The 16,575-nt window shown below is 63.3% G+C and carries 15 protein-coding genes; all 15 read left to right on the top strand.

The features are described 5' to 3' along the window. Positions 1–2 precede the first annotated feature (2 nt). The 15 genes from purN to AB1792_09755 all read left to right on the top strand — a co-directional run bounded on the left by purN (position 3) and on the right by AB1792_09755 (position 16,572). A complete protein-coding gene (purN, locus tag AB1792_09825) occupies positions 3–629 on the top strand; it encodes a phosphoribosylglycinamide formyltransferase (protein ID MEW5702514.1) in 627 nt (208 codons plus the stop codon). A 66-nt stretch (positions 630–695) separates the two neighbouring features. Beyond that, complete coding sequence (locus AB1792_09820) at positions 696–1,622, top strand: phosphoribosylaminoimidazolesuccinocarboxamide synthase (protein ID MEW5702513.1); 927 nt, start codon at positions 696–698, stop codon at positions 1,620–1,622. A gap of 31 nt (positions 1,623–1,653) precedes the next feature. After that, complete coding sequence (purH, locus tag AB1792_09815) at positions 1,654–3,276, top strand: bifunctional phosphoribosylaminoimidazolecarboxamide formyltransferase/IMP cyclohydrolase (protein MEW5702512.1); 1,623 nt, start codon at positions 1,654–1,656, stop codon at positions 3,274–3,276. A gap of 10 nt (positions 3,277–3,286) precedes the next feature. Then, a complete protein-coding gene (gene coaBC / locus AB1792_09810) occupies positions 3,287–4,516 on the top strand; it encodes a bifunctional phosphopantothenoylcysteine decarboxylase/phosphopantothenate--cysteine ligase CoaBC (GenBank protein MEW5702511.1) in 1,230 nt (409 codons plus the stop codon). Between the two features lie 27 nt (positions 4,517–4,543). Continuing rightward, on the top strand, positions 4,544–5,212 hold the full coding sequence (locus tag AB1792_09805; GenBank protein MEW5702510.1) for a uracil-DNA glycosylase: 669 nt from the start codon (positions 4,544–4,546) through the stop codon (positions 5,210–5,212). Between the two features lie 85 nt (positions 5,213–5,297). Next, positions 5,298–6,377: a sugar phosphate nucleotidyltransferase gene (locus AB1792_09800; protein MEW5702509.1), complete on the top strand. Its 1,080-nt coding sequence runs from the start codon at positions 5,298–5,300 to the stop codon at positions 6,375–6,377. After that, positions 6,352–6,834, top strand: coding sequence for an SPOR domain-containing protein (locus tag AB1792_09795; protein MEW5702508.1), 483 nt, complete (start codon positions 6,352–6,354; stop codon positions 6,832–6,834). The genes AB1792_09800 and AB1792_09795 overlap by 26 nt, the downstream gene beginning before the upstream one ends. A 57-nt stretch (positions 6,835–6,891) precedes the next feature. Then, positions 6,892–7,581, top strand: a complete 690-nt coding sequence (locus tag AB1792_09790) for an L-threonylcarbamoyladenylate synthase (protein MEW5702507.1) — start codon at positions 6,892–6,894, stop codon at positions 7,579–7,581. Between the two features lie 6 nt (positions 7,582–7,587). Continuing rightward, positions 7,588–8,148, top strand: a complete 561-nt coding sequence (locus AB1792_09785; GenBank protein MEW5702506.1) for a hypothetical protein — start codon at positions 7,588–7,590, stop codon at positions 8,146–8,148. A gap of 88 nt (positions 8,149–8,236) precedes the next feature. Further along, entirely contained in the window at positions 8,237–9,154 is a 918-nt protein-coding gene (locus AB1792_09780) for a DUF3108 domain-containing protein (GenBank protein ID MEW5702505.1), read from the top strand. Between the two features lie 77 nt (positions 9,155–9,231). Next, complete coding sequence (locus AB1792_09775; GenBank protein MEW5702504.1) at positions 9,232–10,203, top strand: hypothetical protein; 972 nt, start codon at positions 9,232–9,234, stop codon at positions 10,201–10,203. A gap of 319 nt (positions 10,204–10,522) precedes the next feature. After that, positions 10,523–12,076 carry a glutamate formimidoyltransferase gene (gene ftcD / locus AB1792_09770; GenBank protein ID MEW5702503.1) on the top strand — a complete coding sequence of 518 codons (1,554 nt, stop codon included), beginning with the start codon at positions 10,523–10,525 and terminating at the stop codon, positions 12,074–12,076. A 22-nt stretch (positions 12,077–12,098) separates the two neighbouring features. Beyond that, positions 12,099–13,988, top strand: a complete 1,890-nt coding sequence (locus AB1792_09765) for an MXAN_6640 family putative metalloprotease (GenBank protein MEW5702502.1) — start codon at positions 12,099–12,101, stop codon at positions 13,986–13,988. After that, positions 13,985–14,557, top strand: a complete 573-nt coding sequence (locus tag AB1792_09760; GenBank protein ID MEW5702501.1) for a hypothetical protein — start codon at positions 13,985–13,987, stop codon at positions 14,555–14,557. Before AB1792_09765 ends, AB1792_09760 begins: the two co-directional genes overlap by 4 nt. After that, positions 14,515–16,572, top strand: a complete 2,058-nt coding sequence (locus AB1792_09755) for a hypothetical protein (protein MEW5702500.1) — start codon at positions 14,515–14,517, stop codon at positions 16,570–16,572. Before AB1792_09760 ends, AB1792_09755 begins: the two co-directional genes overlap by 43 nt. The last annotated feature ends 3 nt before the right edge of the window (positions 16,573–16,575 follow it).

Raw genomic sequence — 16,575 nt, 5'->3', positions numbered from 1 at the left:
GAATGAGCGACGGCACCGATCGCGATGCCGGTCCCCTGCGGGTCGGCGTGATGGTCTCGGGAAGCGGGACCAATCTCCAGGTGATCTTGGACCGGATCGCAGCCGGCAGCCTTGACGCTATCGTCACGATCGTGATTTCGAACAACCGCGATGCGTACGCGCTCGAACGCGCCCGTCAGGCCGGGGTGGAAGCGGTGCACTGGTCCGAGAAGAAGGCCGGATCGCCGGAAGCATTTGTCTCCGGGTTGCTCGACTTGCTCGCCTCCGCCCGCGTGCAGTTGCTGGTTCTCGCCGGGTACATGAAGCTGGTGCCACGTCCGGTCGTGGAGGAGTATGCGGGCCGGATCATCAACATCCATCCGGCGCTCCTGCCGAAGTTCGGTGGACCCGGATTCTACGGGATGCGGGTGCACGAGGCGGTCATCGCCGCCGGGGAAACCGAGAGCGGCGCCACCGTGCATTTCGTGGATCCGATCTACGATCATGGGGAGATCTTCTTGCAGCGCCGCGTCCCGGTTCACCCCGGCGATACGCCCGAGCAATTGCGCGACCGGGTCTTGGCCGTTGAGCATGAGTTGCTGCCCGACGCGATCGAGGCGTTCGCGCAGCAGCGCCGCCGGCAACGCTGATCGCGGCCGGATGTTGCCCTTGTCGTAAACCGAGCGCCACTCGTATCTTGCCGGCTCGGAGGTGTCATGAACCCTGTGGCTGCCGACCCCATGGATGCCCTGACCAAGACCGATCTCGGGACGGTGCCGGTCTATGCGCGCGGCAAGGTCCGCGACGTCTACGATCTGGGGACCGAGCTTCTGATTGTCGCCACCGACCGGTTGTCGGCCTTCGACGTGGTTCTGCCCACGCCGATCCCCGGCAAGGGGCGGGTCCTGACCCGGATGTCGCAGTTCTGGTTCGAACACACGCGCCCCATCGTGCCCAACCACCTGATCGGGACCGACGTGTCGGCGTATCCCGACCCATTGCCTCGCTACCGCTCCCAATTGGAGGGGCGGTCGATGCGCGTGAAGAAGTGTCGGCGTATCGACTATGAGTGCGTCGTGCGCGGCTACATCACCGGCTCTCTGATGAAAGAATACAACGAAATGCGTGCATCAGCCAGGAGCGGGGGTGTGCATCTCCACGGCTTTGACTTCCCAGACAATCTCGTCGAGGCACAGAAGCTCCACGAGCCGATTTTCACCCCGGCGACCAAAAGCGACGTTGGCCACGATGAGAACGTCTCTCTTAAACGCGTGGCCGATGACCTGGGGTCGGATCTGGCGGGGCGCTTGCGGGATGTCTCACTGGCACTGTACCAATCCTGCGCCGACTATGCCCGCGCGCGCGGGATCATCATTGCCGACACGAAGTTCGAGTTTGGGTTTGATGGCGACATGCTGACCTTGATCGACGAAATCTGCTCGCCGGATTCGTCGCGGTTCTGGCCGGTCGATGGGTATCACCCGGGCCGTGTACAGCCGAGCTTCGACAAGCAATACGTCCGGGACTACCTGCTGTCAATCCATTGGGACAAACGACCGCCGGGTCCAAAGCTCCCCGATGAGGTCGTGCGTAACACGGCGGCCAAGTACCGGGAAGTGCAGCGTCGACTCGTGGGCGAGTGACGGTTGATCGCAACGGCGTGTGAGGGTGAGTGTGATTCCCAATACTGAGACAAGCCACGCGGTGTCCCACGGCGGCACCACCGATGCCGATGGCCGGGTCCGCGTGCGTCGGTCGGTTCTCTCGGCCTACGACAAGAGCGGACTGGTTCCGTTGGCGCAGGCGCTGCACCGTTACGAAATCGAAATCGTCTCCACCGGGGGGACGCTGGCCGTACTGCGCGAGGCGGGGATTCCAGTCACCGCGGTCGAGTCGCTCACGGGATTCGGCTCGATGCTGGGCGGGCGGGTCAAGACGCTCCATCCGAATCTCATGGGCGGCATCCTGGCCCGCACGGCACGGGAGGAGGACCGCCGTGAGTTGGAGCAGGCCGGGATCGCACCGTTCGAGCTCGTCGTCGTCAACCTGTACCCTTTTGTGAAAGCGGCGGATGATCCGCATGCCACCTGGGACGAGGCCATCGAGTTGATCGACGTCGGCGGTCCGACCATGATCCGCGCTGCGGCGAAGAACCATGACTCGGTCGCGGTCGTCTGCGATCCCGACGACTACGACCCGCTGCTTCATGAACTGAGCGAACACAGCGGCAGCACGACGCTCGCGCTACGGGCGAGACTGGCGGCCAGGGCCTTCGCCGTCACAGCGGCCTACGATGCCCGGATCGCCACCTACCTGGCGGGGCAGACGTCGGCGCGTGGCCAAGGTGACTTCCCGGAGATTCTAATCCAGAGATTCGCCCGGATATCCATGCTGCGCTATGGCGAGAACCCTCATCAGCAGGCAGGGTTGTATGCGGCCGATGGCGCGGCCGTCTCGCTGGCGCGCGCGGAGGTCCTCGGCGGCAAGGAACTCTCCTACAACAACTACGGCGATCTCGATGCCGCCTGGCGTATGGCGGCCGATTTCACAGAGCCGTTTGCGGCGGTCTTCAAGCATGCCAGCCCTTGTGGGGCTGCCGCCGCCGGCAATCTCCGCGATGCCTATCTGGCGGCGTATGCGACCGACCCGGTCTCGGCCTATGGGTCGATCATTGGCCTCAATCGCACCGTGGATCTCGATTGCGCGCGCGCTTTGGACGAGACGCCGTTCATCGAGTGCGTCCTGGCGCCGAGATACGACGGTGACGCTCTGGAATTGCTGCTGCGAAAGAAGGCACGCCGGTATCTTCGCGTCCCAACGATGGACTTGAAGGCCGCAGCGAAGACCCGTTGTCGCGAGATTGTCGGTGGTCTGCTAATCCAGGATGAAGACTATGCCGAGTTGACCCCTTCTGATCTGCGCGTGGTGACAAAGTCGCAGCCGACGGCCGACCAAATCGCTTCGCTCCTGTTCGGTCGCAAAGTGGTCAAGCACGCCAAATCGAATGCCATCGTATTAATACAAGGGACAGCGGCCGTCGGAATCGGCGCCGGGCAGACGTCGCGTGTCGATGCCGTGCGTCAGGCCGTGGAGAGGGCGGGTGATCGCGCCGCCGGGGCGGTGCTGGCCTCCGATGCGTTCTTTCCGATGGCGGATGGCCTGGAGGTCGCCGCACGCGCCGGCATCTCGGCGGTCATTCAGCCCGGCGGATCAAAGCGCGACGCCGAGGTGATTGCGGCCGCCGATGCCTTCGGGATCGCGATGGTGTTTTCGGGTCTGCGCAATTTCCGGCATTGAAGGGCATCTGATGAGTTCACTCGAGGGCAAACACATCCTTCTCGGCATCTCAGGCGGGATCGCCGCCTACAAGTCGGCCTTCCTGTGCCGTCGTCTGAAGGAAGCCGGTGCCGATGTCTGGGTGTCGATGACGCGCAATGGGGCCCGCTTCATCACGCCGTTGACGATGGAGACGCTCTCCGAGCGCGAGGTCCTCATCGATATGTTCCCGGAGCAGCGGTACGTGGGCACGCGCCATATCGACATCGCGACGTGGACGGAGTTGGTCGTTGTGGCTCCGGCGACGGCCGACTTGATCGGGAAATACGCCGCCGGGCTCGCCGACGAACTGCTGACGACGCTTCTGATCTCCACGCCCGCGCCGGTCATGCTCGCGCCGGCGATGAATACGGAGATGTTCCGCCACGCCGCCGTGCAGGAGAATCTGGCGACCCTGCAACGGCGCGGTGTTATCATCATTGCTCCCGGCGTCGGCGAGTTGGCCTGCCATACATACGGTGTCGGACGCATGGCCGAGCCGCACGAGATCGTCGCCGCCATCGAGCGGTTCTTTGCGGCGTCGCGCGACTTGCAGGGCGTCCGCGTGCTGGTCACGGCAGGACCGACGGTGGAGCCGATCGATCCGGTGCGCGTGTTCACCAATCGGTCATCGGGGAAGATGGGATACGCCCTGGCCCGTGCCGCGGTGTCTCGCGGCGCCATTGTGACATTGATCTCCGGCCCGACGGCCTTGCCGCCGCCGGTCCACGTGGAGCTCGTCACGATCGAAACGGCCGAGGAGATGCTCCAGGCAACGCAGACACGTTTTGCCGACAGCGATGTCACCATCGCGGCCGCCGCGGTCAGCGACTGGCGCGTTGCCGCACCGGCACGGCAGAAGCTCAGCAAGGAATCCGGCCCGCCCCAACTCGTGCTGGAGCCGGCACCGGATGTCCTGGCGACGCTTGGTCGTGCAAAGAGGCCCGATCAGTATCTGGTGGGGTTTTCACTGGAGACCGATTCGGAGCGGTTGACATCGCCACGCAAACTGGACCAGAAGAACCTCGACCTGCTGGTTGCCAACAATCCCACCGCGCCGGGCTCTGAGTTCGGCGGCGACACGAATGAGGCGACCCTGATCACTCGCGCCGGGGAGGTCACTCCTCTTGGGCTGCTCACGAAGGAGACCCTGGCGCATCGGATACTTGATCGGATCGTGCAGTGGCGACAGACACAAGGACGTGCGTCGGCTGAGCGCTGATCGGCATCGCGGATCACAATGGCACCCATGGATGAAGCCACCGTATCAATCAGCCGTGCCTTGCGTCAACTCCTGGTGACCGAGCCGTCATTGGAGTTGTTCGGTTCGACGCGGCCGCCGGGCGCACGGACGCTCGACGAGTTGCATGACAGGATCCACACCTGCACGCGCTGTCCGCTTGGGTTCACGCGCACGAAGTTCGTCTTTGGCGTGGGGAATCCGCGCGCTGAGATCCTCTTCATTGGCGAGGCACCGGGGCGCGAAGAGGACCTGAAGGGCGAGCCGTTTGTCGGTCGCGCCGGGCAATTGCTGGACAAGATGCTGGCCGCCATCGATCTCACCCGGGACGATGTCTACATCGCCAACATTCTCAAGTGCCGGCCGCCGGAAAACCGCGATCCGCAGCCCGAAGAGTCGGGGGCGTGCCTGCCGCACCTGGCCGAGCAAATCCGGCTTTTGGCCCCGATGTACATCGTCGCCCTCGGCCGCATCGCCGCCCAGATCCTTCTCGACACAAAGACGCCGATCTCGAAACTGCGCGGGCGGTTCTATGACTTCGGGGCGGCGCGTCTGCTGGTGACATTTCATCCCGCGGCGCTCTTGCGCAACCCGGAATGGAAGCGGGATGCTTGGGAGGACTTGAAACTCCTGCGTCGGGACTATGATCGTGCCAAAGGGCGGCCTTCGCGCTTCTGACGGCCAACGTGGGCACGGCAGAAGCTTCTTCATATCGTGGGACAGTGGTCGACGCCCGGCAACATTCTGCGCGTAGAGGATTCTGATGGAACATGCGGTCATTCTCGCTGGCGGTCACGGAGAGCGCTTCTGGCCCCTGTCGCGGCGTCGGCGTCCCAAACAGCTTCTGCCCATCCTGGGATCGCAGTCGCTCTTGGAGGCGACGATTGCGCGCATCCGTCCCGACTTTCCCCCGGAGCGGATCTGGATCGTGACCGGAACGGAAATCGCCGAGGCGGTACGCAGCAAAGTCACGTCGATACCCGCGCAGAACATCCTGGTGGAGCCGAAGGGGAACAACACCTGCCTGGCCGTTGGTTGGGCGGCCGTCGAACTGGCGGCGCGTGACGCCGAGGCCGCGATGGTCGTGCTGTCAGCCGATCATGCGATCGAACCGGACACGATGCTGCGACGCGTGCTGCGCGAGGGTGTGCGCCTCGCCAAGAACGATGACGTGTTGATTACGATCGGGATCACGCCGACGCGCGCTGAAACCGGCTACGGATACATCGAGCTGGGGGCGAATTTCGCCACGTCCGATGGGATCAATTCCTACCAGGTCGAGAAGTTTCGCGAGAAGCCCGACCGCTCGACGGCCCAGGACTACTACTTCGACCGTCGTCACCTGTGGAATGCCGGCATCTTTGTCTGGACCGCGCGGACGATCCTGGCCGCCCTGGATCAGCACGCGCCCACTGTCGCCGTGCCGCTGCGCGCTTACGCCCGGACCATCGGATCGGAGCGTGCGTCGACGGCACTGGCACAATTGTACGCGACGGCCGACTGTGTCTCGATCGACGTCGGTGTCCTCGAGCGGGCCGACAATGTCATCGTCATCAAAGCCGACCTATCCTGGGACGACGTCGGTAGTTGGCTCGCTTTGGGGCGTCTGGAGAAGGCCGACGCCGACAACAATCTTCTCACCGGTCCCGTCGTCACGCTCGACACGTACGACTCGACCGTGTACAACGATACACAGGAGCTGGTCTGTGCGTTCGGCGTGTCGGACCTGGTCCTGGTGCGGACCGAACAGGCCCTGCTGGTCGTACACCGGAGCCGCATTGATGATATGAAGATGTTGATGGAGAAGCTGAAGTCTGATGAACGGTGGCAGAGTTACCTCTGAGCGATGCCTGGTATGTGTCATCGTTTCGGTGGCGCTGGCCGTTGCGGCCATCGGCGACGTGGCGGTGGCCGGGCGGCGCGATCGACGACCGGGCAGTCACTTCGACCCGCTGGGCTTTCCGGGTGATGACTCCGTTATCACCAATCGGATCGCCGCTTCAAAACCGACAGCGGTCGTGCCGCCGCAAACCAGGGGTCTGATGGCGGCCGAGGACTCGGTTCCAGCGGCCATCTGGCAAGTGCAGTTCTTCGCGACGACGGATTGGAGCGAGGCGAACGACCTGCGTGAGCGCGCGGCCGCCGGGTTGGCCGACACAGTGACGATGGAGTTCGAGACACCGTATTACAAGGTCCGGGCCGGCCATTTTGCCGATCGGGGAGAGGCAGAGGCACTCATGATCCGACTGCGCGCCATGGGATATGAATCGGCGTGGATTGTGCGACGGCCTGACGACTGACCGGGAACCGGGCAACCTCGTTCTTCGATGGCAAGCAGATCATATGGGTGGCGCAGTTTGCACGCGAAGACATGCCTCCGTGGAAAATGGGCGGGTGAGATCGTATCGTTCAATCGCCGCCGTCCGTCGCCCGGTCTCGTGGCGCGGCTGGGCGATCGTCTGTTGCACGGGGGGATCGTCATAGCGCCCACGGAGACCCGTTACGCCCTGCTGGCCGATGCCACTTCAGCGCCCGCCGTCCAGGCCGTCCGGGAGATCAAAGGGCGGTCCCGAATGCTGCCGTTCTCGGTGTTTGTACTGGACGTATCGTGGTGCCACGCGTGGGGCATGCGGCTCAACACCGTGGCGCGTCATTTGGCCGGAGAGTTCTGGCCGGGACCGATGACGTTGATCCTGCCGGTGCGAGACTTTCGCTTTGCACTTCCTGGTGGCCGTCGGGGAACGATTGGCATACGGGTCACGCCTGAACCGATCGTGAAGAGATTGCTGGCGCTGATGGGGCGTCCTCTGATCGCGACCAGCGCCAACCCGTCCGGCCGGATACTCTCCTGCAGGGAGGAGAATCGCTGGCTGTCCGGGTTGGTCGCACGATGGGGTGTCATATGGGCACGCCCGCGCCGGTACGTCCGGAGGGATGCCTCGACCGTCGTGGACTGTGCGGCGGCCGGGGCACGTCAGCTCCGCGCCGGGCCGATATCACCGGAGCAGTGGATGATGGCCGCTGGTCGTGGAAATCGAGGTGAGTGACCGGAGATGAGCGTACCGATCGACGATAGCGGAACCTACGCGGACCGCAATTCCTCATCCGAGGCAGGGAGACCGTATCACGTCCTGTTCGTTTGTACGGGCAACACGTGTCGCAGCCCGATGGCGGAAGGGGTGTTCCGAAAGCTGATCGGCGATCTCCCCGCGGGATCGCCGATGGAGGCGATTTCGGCTGGGACGATGGGTCTGGCGGGAATGCCTGCGACCGAACTGGCAATCGAAGTGGCAGGCGCCTACGGGGTCGATTTGCGTCTGCATCGCTCTCAGGCGCTCACGCGGCCGTTGTTGTCGCGGGCCGATCTGGTGCTGGCACTGGCCGCGGAGCATTACGAGATTTGCCAGAACTGGGGGAAACCGGGAGAGCAACTGTATCTGTTGCGCGCGTTTCCCCAGCGACCCTCCGACTTGCGCGCGCACTCGATCCCGGACCCGATCGGAGGGGATCGGCGCAGGTATGAGCAGGTGTTTTTCGACATCGACGAGGCGGTCCGCCGGATCTTTCCGGCAATCTCGCATCGGGCCGGGATACGGCACCGGAGGTCGGATTGACGCGGCGTCCGTTGACGGGTGTCTGGCGGAGAAGCTCTTGTGCCCATGATTGTTGTGCTCCGATAATGAAACGGAATCAGGGGGGGCGATGCCGCTGCTGCCGTTTCGATCACGTTTCGATCTGACATTCCCGCGCTATCTGGGCGTGTTGTGGCTGGGATGTCTCCTTGGGAGCGCCGTCCTTTCCCTGGGGCAGACAGCGCCTGACGACGCATCCGGGGCAACAGACCCGCTGGCGGCGATCACACCCCGCGACTCCAGCGACTTCGGTGCGGATGAGCGGGACAGCACTTTGCGGCCGACAGGCCCATGGGCGCCGCGACCGATCACCAATTGGGCGTTCGGGGTGGGAGAATCACTGTCCTACTCGATCGGCTGGGAGAAGATCGTCGCCGGACGGGGCGAGATGATCGTCGGCAACGTGGTGGACACGTTGGGGCGTCTGTGCTACCCCGTTCTGTCAACCGTGCGCTCCACGCCTTTCTTCTCGGCGTTCTACAAGGTCGATGATCGCGTCAGCACATTGATGGATGCCCGGGAGCTGTTCCCGCTTCGGTTTGAAAAGCACCTGTCGGAGGGGCGCTATCGCCAGAACCGCAGAGTCGAGTTCGACCCCGAGTTGGGTGTGGCGCTGACGTCCGCGGACACATTTGCCGTGCCCCCGTATGTACTCGACGATCTCTCCCTGCTCTACTATGTCCGCACGCTGGCCATGACGCCCGGTCGGGATATCGAATTGGACATCTATTCCGGTAAGAAACTCTACCGCCTGACCGTCCGGGTGATCCGCAGGGAGAGAATCGCAGTGGCGGCCGGGACATTCAGCACGATCGTTGTCGAGCCACTGCTCCAGGCGGCCGGATTGTTCAAGCACGAGGGCAAGGTCACAGTCTGGCTGACTGACGATCGTCTGCACCTGCCGGTGCTGATGAAGAGCAAGGTCGTGGTCGGCTCGATCATCGCGGAGCTGGAGGAGTACCGACTGGGGCAGATCAGGCAGTACTGAGTGCCAGTTCATTGTTTCGAATCTGAGGAATGCCTGTAGGGGCGCTTCGCGAAGCCCCCGTTGCAAGTGAGTCATGAATGAGAGTCCATCATAAGACGAGTGACAGACGCCACCAGCCGGCGGACTTGCGGACGTTGCGACGGGTGCGGGCAGCATCACGGCATTCTCTGGTCGATATGAGGTGCTTCGCGAAGCCGCCGTCGCGCGACGATGACATCGTGCGGTTCCTCGACAAACTCCCCGGTGTTCTCAAGGCCACCGACTGGCGTGCTCTGATTGAGGCAATTGCCGCCGCGCATGCGGCCAGGAAGCCGATCTTCTGGTTTCTGGGCGCGCACGTGCTCAAATGCGGGCTGTCGCCGCTCATCGTCGACCTGATGAACCACGGCCTGGTCGACCTGTTGGCGTTCAATGGTGCCGGTGCGATCCACGATCTTGAGACGGCGTTTATGGGCAGGACGTCCGAGGACGTTGCCGCCGGGCTGCGCAATGGCCGCTTCGGGATGTCCGCCGACACGTCGAAATGGTTCGCCGGCGGCGTGCGGACCGCACAGCGGTCGCGGCTCGGCCTGGGTGAGGGAATCGGTCGCTACATCAACCGTCAACGCGCGCCGCACCGAGAGTTTTCGCTGTTGGCGTCGGGGACTGAGGCCGGCATCCCGGTGCTGGTCTTTCCCGCGATCGGAGCGGAGATCGTCGCGCAGCATCCGGAATTCGATGGGGCGGCGGTCGGTGCCGCAGGGCATCTCGACTTTCGCATACTGGCCAACCAGTGCCGCCGACTGCATGCGGGAGGGGTTGTTCTGCATTTCGGCTCGGCGGTGATCCTGCCTGAGGTCTTCCTGAAGGCGCTCTCGGTGGCACGCAATCGTCAACGTGTCGAACGGTTTGTCACCGCCAATTTCGACATGATCCAGCACTATCGTCCGAATACCAATGTCGTTTTGCGTCCCACACTGCATTCCGGCAAGGGGTATTCCTTCACCGGGCATCATGAGTTGATGCTCCCCCTGTTGGCATGGTCGATCAAGGCGCGGCTGGGAATCTGACGTTGCGCGCTGTCCCCTTGAGGGCACGGCACGCCGTGCCCCAATGCATCATGATCTGTCACCCTGAGCGGAGCGAAGGGTCTGCTTTGGGCATGATCACGGAGTACAGCAGATCCCTCACTTCGTTCGGGATGACAGGAGGGGCGGTCTCAGACCTATCCTCAGGCCTTCGCTGCGTAGGGCCGTGGTCTCCGCACCCCTGCGGACGGAGTCCGTGGGAAACGCTGTCCTGTCACTGTTTCTCCACGCCCCGTTGTGCCGACGCCGGGAAATCCGTATCCTCCGGCGTTTCCAAAGAGAATGAGAGAGGACCTTGGTAATGGCCGCAATCGTCGAATGTGTACCCAATTTCTCGGAAGGCTGTCGGCCGGAGATCGTCGATGCGATCGTCGCCTCGGCGCTGACCGTGGACGGCGTCACCCTGCTCGACAGGGAGATGGATGCCGACCACAATCGCTCGGTGGTCACACTGGTCGGTGGCCCGGAGGCGACCAGCGAGGCGGCATTCCGCGCGGTGCAAAAGGCCGCCGAGTTGATCGATATGCGCACGCACAAAGGCGAGCACCCGCGCATGGGTGCGACCGATGTCGTGCCGTTCGTGCCGATTGCGGGGATCACATTGGCCGAATGCGCCACGCTGGCCCGCCGACTGGGGCAGAGGATCGGCGGCGAGTTGGCCATCCCGGTCTACCTCTATGAGGCGGCGGCGACCCGACCCGATCGCGAGAACCTCGCCGACGTGCGCCGGGGTGAGTACGAGGGTATCCGCGACACGATCGAGACAGACCCCTCGCGTCGCCCGGATTTCGGACCGGCGAGCATGAATCTCAAGGCGGGTGCCACCGCGGTCGGGGCCCGGATGCCGCTGGTGGCGTTCAATGCCTACCTCAGCACCGACCGTCTGTCGGTGGCGCGGTCGATTGCCAATGCCATCCGGTTCGCATCCGGGGGATTGCGCTACTGCAAGGCCCTCGGTTTTGAGATCAAAGACCGTGGCTGTGTGCAGGTCTCGATGAATCTGGTCAATTATGAAAAGACACCGATCTTTCGCGTCTTGCAGATGATTCGCTCCGAGGCGGAACGCTGGGGTGTGCGGGTAACGTCCACCGAAATCGTCGGTCTGACGCCGGCGAAGTCGCTGTATGACACGGCAGAGCACTTTCTGCAACTGGAGCGGTTCTCGCCGGAACAGGTGCTGGAAGAGAAGCTGCGGTCCGCCATGGCCAAACAGGCCGAGAGGTCGGGATGGGGGCTTTTTGTGGACCAAGTCGCCTCCGCAGCACCGGCTCCGGGTGGCGGTGCCGTATCAGCGGTGGCGGGGACCTTGGCGGCGGCATTGAGCGGTATGGTCTGCCGGCTGACGATCGGGAAGAAGAAGTACCTGGCTGTTCAGCCGCAGATGGAAGCGGCGCTGGAGAAGACCGAGGAGCTTCGTCGACGCCTGATGTCGCTCTCTGAGGCCGACACGGTCGCCTTTGACAAGCTGATGGCGGCGCGCAAGCTCCCAAAGGACACCGAATCGCAGGTGGCCGCCCGCGATGCGGCCGTCGACCAGGCCACCCGCGAGGCGGCCCAGGTGCCCTTGGCGGTCATGCAGGCCGCCTCCGAGGTCATGGAGTTGGCCAGATTGTGTGCCGAAAATGGCAATGTGAATGCCGTTTCCGATGCCGGTGTCGGCGGCCAGATGGCCCGGACGGCGATCATCGGTGCCGGGTTGAACGTCAAGATCAACATGGCGGGATTCGCCGACACGGCTTTCCGCGATGAGATGCTCAATCGCGTGCGGGAACTGGAGACCGACTCCGAGCGTTTAACGGAAGAGATCATGCGGATTGTCAACCTGCGCATCGACAATCCCGACACCCCAGTCTGAACCCAGCAAAAGAGAGAACCCCTTGCGTTCCCATTCGGTAGTCCTCCTGTGTCTCGCGGCGTCGGTCCTGATCGGGACGGCGCCGGCGTTTGCCGGCAACCCTGCCTATGAACAGGACCTGATCAACCGGGTTACGATGGCGTTTGGGGCCGGCATACGCCCCGAGCCTGTGCCGGAGCCCGGACCCCATCGGCGCTGCGGTTCGCCACTACTCTTGGAGGTCAGGATCGCCTGGCCGGAGTTGTCCGAGTCGGCCCGGCAGGCGATCTCCGTGCAAGTTCAAACAACACGCCCACAGTTGAGTGAGTACTATGACACCCAAGACGGACGCTTCCGGCTGCATTTCAATCGCACTGGCCCGGATTCGATCGACATGGTCTACGGCGTGGGGCCGGGGAACGTGCCGGTGTACATTCTCAAGTGCGACAGTCTTCTCCAGCGAACTGTCGCGGAGGAGATTGATACGCTCGGTTTCCGGTTCCCGATTTCCGATGCCATCGGGCGGTCGGGCGAGGATCCTCGCTACGACATCTATTTCTTCAAGTTCTCCGGCTACATGGCCGACTACTACGGGCTGAGCGAGCCGGACACTGTGTACTTCAACACGACGAGCGGGACCTATGTGGCGTCCAGTTGGATCGCGTTACGGAGCGAGTATTCCAGTCTGTACGGATACGCCACCCGGCCCTTCGATGCCATGGCCGTGACCATCGCCCACGAGTTGAATCACGCCTGTCAGTGGTCGTACGACGCGCTTGAAGCCGAGGCGCGGCGCTCCGGCTCCGATGACTTGCCAACGCTCTATCCATGGTGGTTGGAAGTGACGGCGGTCGCGATGGAGGACATCGTCTTTGACAACGTCAATGACTATGTTGCCTATCTGCCGGCGTTCTTCAATAACCCGTGGATGTCACTGCGGGCTTACGCCAACAACAGCGGTCCTGAGGGACTGCACCCATACGCGTCCGGGATCTGGGCGCTGTTTCTGGCGCAACGTCATGATCCGGTGATTTTGCGGGAGATTTGGGAGGAATGCGGCCAGAAGTCTGGCTTCAACACCTTCGAGGCGTTTCGCACCGCGCTGGAGCGTTCCCCTTACAACTCGTCGCTGGACGTGGAATGGGCGGCATTTCTGGTTTGGAACTACTTCACCGGACGGAATTGGGCACCTTGGTCCTATGAGGAAGGTCGAGACTATCCGGAGTTGGCGGGGCTCGATTCAGTCGTGTACAGTGAGTACCCGGCCGGGGACACCAGCTCGATTCTGCATTGGCCACGCAGCCCTGACGAGGAGGCAGCCTCGTATCTCCGGTTCGTGCCGGTCTACTCCGATACGGTGACCACGTTCACCTTGCAGCTATTCCCCGAGGGGATCGAAGAATGGATGGTCGTCACGGCGGGAATAAATGGTACTGCCCAGCCAACGATCAACTTCACGCGTAGTGTCTTCGACCCGATCCGCGTCGAGCATTGGGATGCGTACGAGGAGTTGCTGGTCATCGTCTCGCCCTTCAAACTTGATCCCACGCAGGACAGGCTCGATCGTCGCCTGCGCTTCAGCTTCGCCGTGCAGGACACGTTGGTCGACAACCGCGTGACCTCGATCCACAAGGTTTACTCCAATCCTCTGGTTCTGGCGGATGAGGGTGGTGGGGACGCATTCCGCGTGCAGGTGCTCCGGGCCGAGTCGGTCCCGGTGTCAATGCACATCTTCACGCTGGCGGGGCAGGTGATCCGCGGGGGCGCCGAGGACGATATGTACCGCTCGCCCGGCCGGACCGCCGTGACGCTGTCATGGGATGGGACCAACCGGCAGTCGCGCCGGGTGGCCAGCGGTGTCTATCTGGCGTTGATTCAGTACGGCGACAAGAGAGAAGTCGTCAAGGTCGCCGTGAAGAACTACGGCCCATGACGCCGGCCAACGGAATCGGAAACTCGTCGCCCCACGTTGTGGTCGCACTGCGACGCTTGGCGCGCAGCGGCGGCATCGTGGCGGCGGCATTCGCCCTCAAGCTGCCGCTCTTTGCTGTGCCCAATGTCGAGCCGCTGACGCTGGCCTTTGTTCTGGTTGGATATGCGTACGGCTCGGTCTGGGGCGCCATGGTCGGCACCCTGAGCATGGCGGTTTACGCCACCTTTAATCCATGGGGTGCAGCGATTCCCCCGGTCTGGGGCGCCCAGATCGTGGGGATGGGACTGGCCGGACTGGTCGGCGGCCTCGCCCGTCCATTGCTGGGCCGGATGGGGACTCCGGGTCGTGCCAGTGCCGTCGCCGTGGGAGTGGCTGTGACCTTGGTGTACGACGTGCTCACCAATCTCGCCTTTGCGTTCGCCATCGGACCCTTTGTGCCGGTAATGATCGCCGCGATTCCCTTCAGCGCGCTACATGTCCTATCAAATGCATTGCTGTTCGGCGCGATCTTCCCGATTCTGGGGCGATGGTTGACGAGGCCCGCCGCTTCGGTCGCTGCACCCTCGTGATCGCCGCTCTTCGTCTGCGGCCCGTCATGGCAATCGTTTTCGCGCTTTCGGCGGCGTACGCTGTAGGCCGTGATCGTTCTGACTGCCGAGCCGCAGCGACAGATTCAGGTGAGCTGCGAGTCTCCGATGCCGATACGGCATTTGACACGACCGGTCAGAAGCCTTTGCCCATCGACTCGACGCACCCTGTCGGTGGCCGGGTCGACTCGATCCCCGAGCGCCTCTATGTGCCCGTTCACCGTGCCTGGAGCACGTCGCGACGGGCGTACGATCGGACACTGGATGGTCCGACCTGGCCGATGCCGCCGGTCAAAGTCGCAGCGGCGGCGGATCTGGCCGATTGGATGCTCCTTGATCCCCGGTGCGATGTCGATGATGCCCCCGGCGCCGGGCAAACCCGCCTTTTGACTCACTGGGGATTGGTGCCGCCCTCCGGCCGTTGGTGTGTCGACAACCGACCGATGGTCTGGCAGCGATTGACCTTCCCGCAACGGCCGGGATTCGATGTCGGCACCCTCCCGTCGTTCGCATTCTCGGACTACCGCGTGGCAGAGCGTGTGCGGTTGGAGCGCGACACGCTCTGGGGCGTGCGACCGCAATCCTCGTACTTCGCCCGTCAGGGGGACTTTGCGGAGACATACTCCCAAGCGGAATTTCGCCAGACGATCCGCAACCGGATGGGATTCGATTTCACCTTCGCCTTCTTCGGCGGCGATGGGCGGTTCGCCTCCGATCAGCGCGATCTCCGCCACATTGATCTGCGGTTGGGCGGGCATCTCCATCAGAACTACTTCTGGAATTGGCGCTACACGCAATTCCGCGACAAAACGACCGTCCTCACCCCCGCACCGTTCGATGTCGTGCACCCGTTACGGGATGACCTGCTCTGGCAGATGGAAGCGACCGTGTATCGTCCCGCCGTCAGCAGCGCGGGTTGGATCGCCGGTGCGTCTGTGCAATCGGGGAAGCAGAAGCTGACCGACGGCACGCAGGGATACAGACTGAAGAGCCGCGATCGTCTCTGGACACTATGGGGAAACGGATCACGACGCGGCTGGTTCTTGGATGGGAGTGCCTCGTGGGAAGAGCTGTTGATCGCCGGGGTCGAACCGTCGCGCTGGAATCTTGCGTTGGCCGCAGGCCGACAATGGTCACTCCGCGATTTGGCCCGATTCACCGCGCAGGCGACCGTATCCGACGCGGACCATGATGCCCCGGCGGTCGGCGGCACGCTGGTGCTGGCTCCCGATTCCGCGCGGATGCCTTTGCTCCCCGTCGTCCGATTGGCTCGGGAACGAGCGATTCCGTCGCTCCTGGACCGCTACCGTCCCCCAGTGGAATACGCCTTTCTCACGGCCGGGCAGTCGGGTGTCTTGTATGCCGAGCAGGGGGATCCCGGCCTGCCGGCGCAATGGACCAACGTCGCCCTGCTTCACTGGGGTACGGAACATGCCTGTGCTGGAGACCAGGTTCGTTTCACAGCGGAACTGCGCTGTGCCTATGTCGAGCACTACTTCCGTTGGGATGGGCAGGAGACTGTCGACACGGTCCTCGGCGAGCCGATCACACGCCAGTCGTATCGCCCGACGTCTACTGATGCACGCACGGTCGGGATGGCCATCGGGATTGATGGGCCACGGTTGGGTCGCTTCGTCGGTGCGATCAGTTACGCGGCCAAGTACGCGGAGACTCTGGAGCATGCGCGGCTGACGGGGTACTATCCGCACAAGGGAGTGGCCATGCTCTCCTGGGTGGCGCCGCAACTGGGATATGGCGCGGACGTGCGCATCGATGCCACCGGCATATGGTGGTATGGCGATCGGCGCATCGATCCGACCGGATACTCGTCCCCGCATGCCTTTCGCTTCGATCTGGCGGGGACGGCGACGATCAAGGATTTCACGTTGATTGCCCAGATGCAGAACGTGGCCGGATTCCCCTATCGGACGCAGGCGGGCTACCCGTTCACCGGGCGGACGCTGCGCTTCGGGATTGACTGGCGTTTTCTGGATTAGGAG

The sequence above is a fragment of the Candidatus Zixiibacteriota bacterium genome (assembly GCA_040752595.1).
Taxonomy (GTDB): domain Bacteria; phylum Zixibacteria; class MSB-5A5; order WJJR01; family WJJR01; genus JACQFV01.
This window is presented reverse-complemented; position numbering and strand designations above follow the sequence as displayed.

Excerpts from the sequence above, each read along its gene's own strand:
- ftcD (MEW5702503.1), top strand. The coding sequence starts at position 10,523 with ATGGCCGCAATCGTCGAATGTGTACCCAATTTCTCGGAAGGCTGTCGG.
- AB1792_09785 (MEW5702506.1), top strand. The coding sequence starts at position 7,588 with ATGAGCGTACCGATCGACGATAGCGGAACCTACGCGGACCGCAATTCC.
- coaBC (MEW5702511.1), top strand. The coding sequence starts at position 3,287 with ATGAGTTCACTCGAGGGCAAACACATCCTTCTCGGCATCTCAGGCGGG.
- AB1792_09795 (MEW5702508.1), top strand. The coding sequence starts at position 6,352 with ATGAACGGTGGCAGAGTTACCTCTGAGCGATGCCTGGTATGTGTCATC.
- purN (MEW5702514.1), top strand. The coding sequence starts at position 3 with ATGAGCGACGGCACCGATCGCGATGCCGGTCCCCTGCGGGTCGGCGTG.
- AB1792_09760 (MEW5702501.1), top strand. The coding sequence starts at position 13,985 with ATGACGCCGGCCAACGGAATCGGAAACTCGTCGCCCCACGTTGTGGTC.
- AB1792_09775 (MEW5702504.1), top strand. The coding sequence starts at position 9,232 with ATGAGAGTCCATCATAAGACGAGTGACAGACGCCACCAGCCGGCGGAC.
- AB1792_09800 (MEW5702509.1), top strand. The coding sequence starts at position 5,298 with ATGGAACATGCGGTCATTCTCGCTGGCGGTCACGGAGAGCGCTTCTGG.
- AB1792_09755 (MEW5702500.1), top strand. The coding sequence starts at position 14,515 with ATGGTTGACGAGGCCCGCCGCTTCGGTCGCTGCACCCTCGTGATCGCC.
- AB1792_09780 (MEW5702505.1), top strand. The coding sequence starts at position 8,237 with ATGCCGCTGCTGCCGTTTCGATCACGTTTCGATCTGACATTCCCGCGC.
- AB1792_09820 (MEW5702513.1), top strand. The coding sequence starts at position 696 with ATGAACCCTGTGGCTGCCGACCCCATGGATGCCCTGACCAAGACCGAT.
- AB1792_09805 (MEW5702510.1), top strand. The coding sequence starts at position 4,544 with ATGGATGAAGCCACCGTATCAATCAGCCGTGCCTTGCGTCAACTCCTG.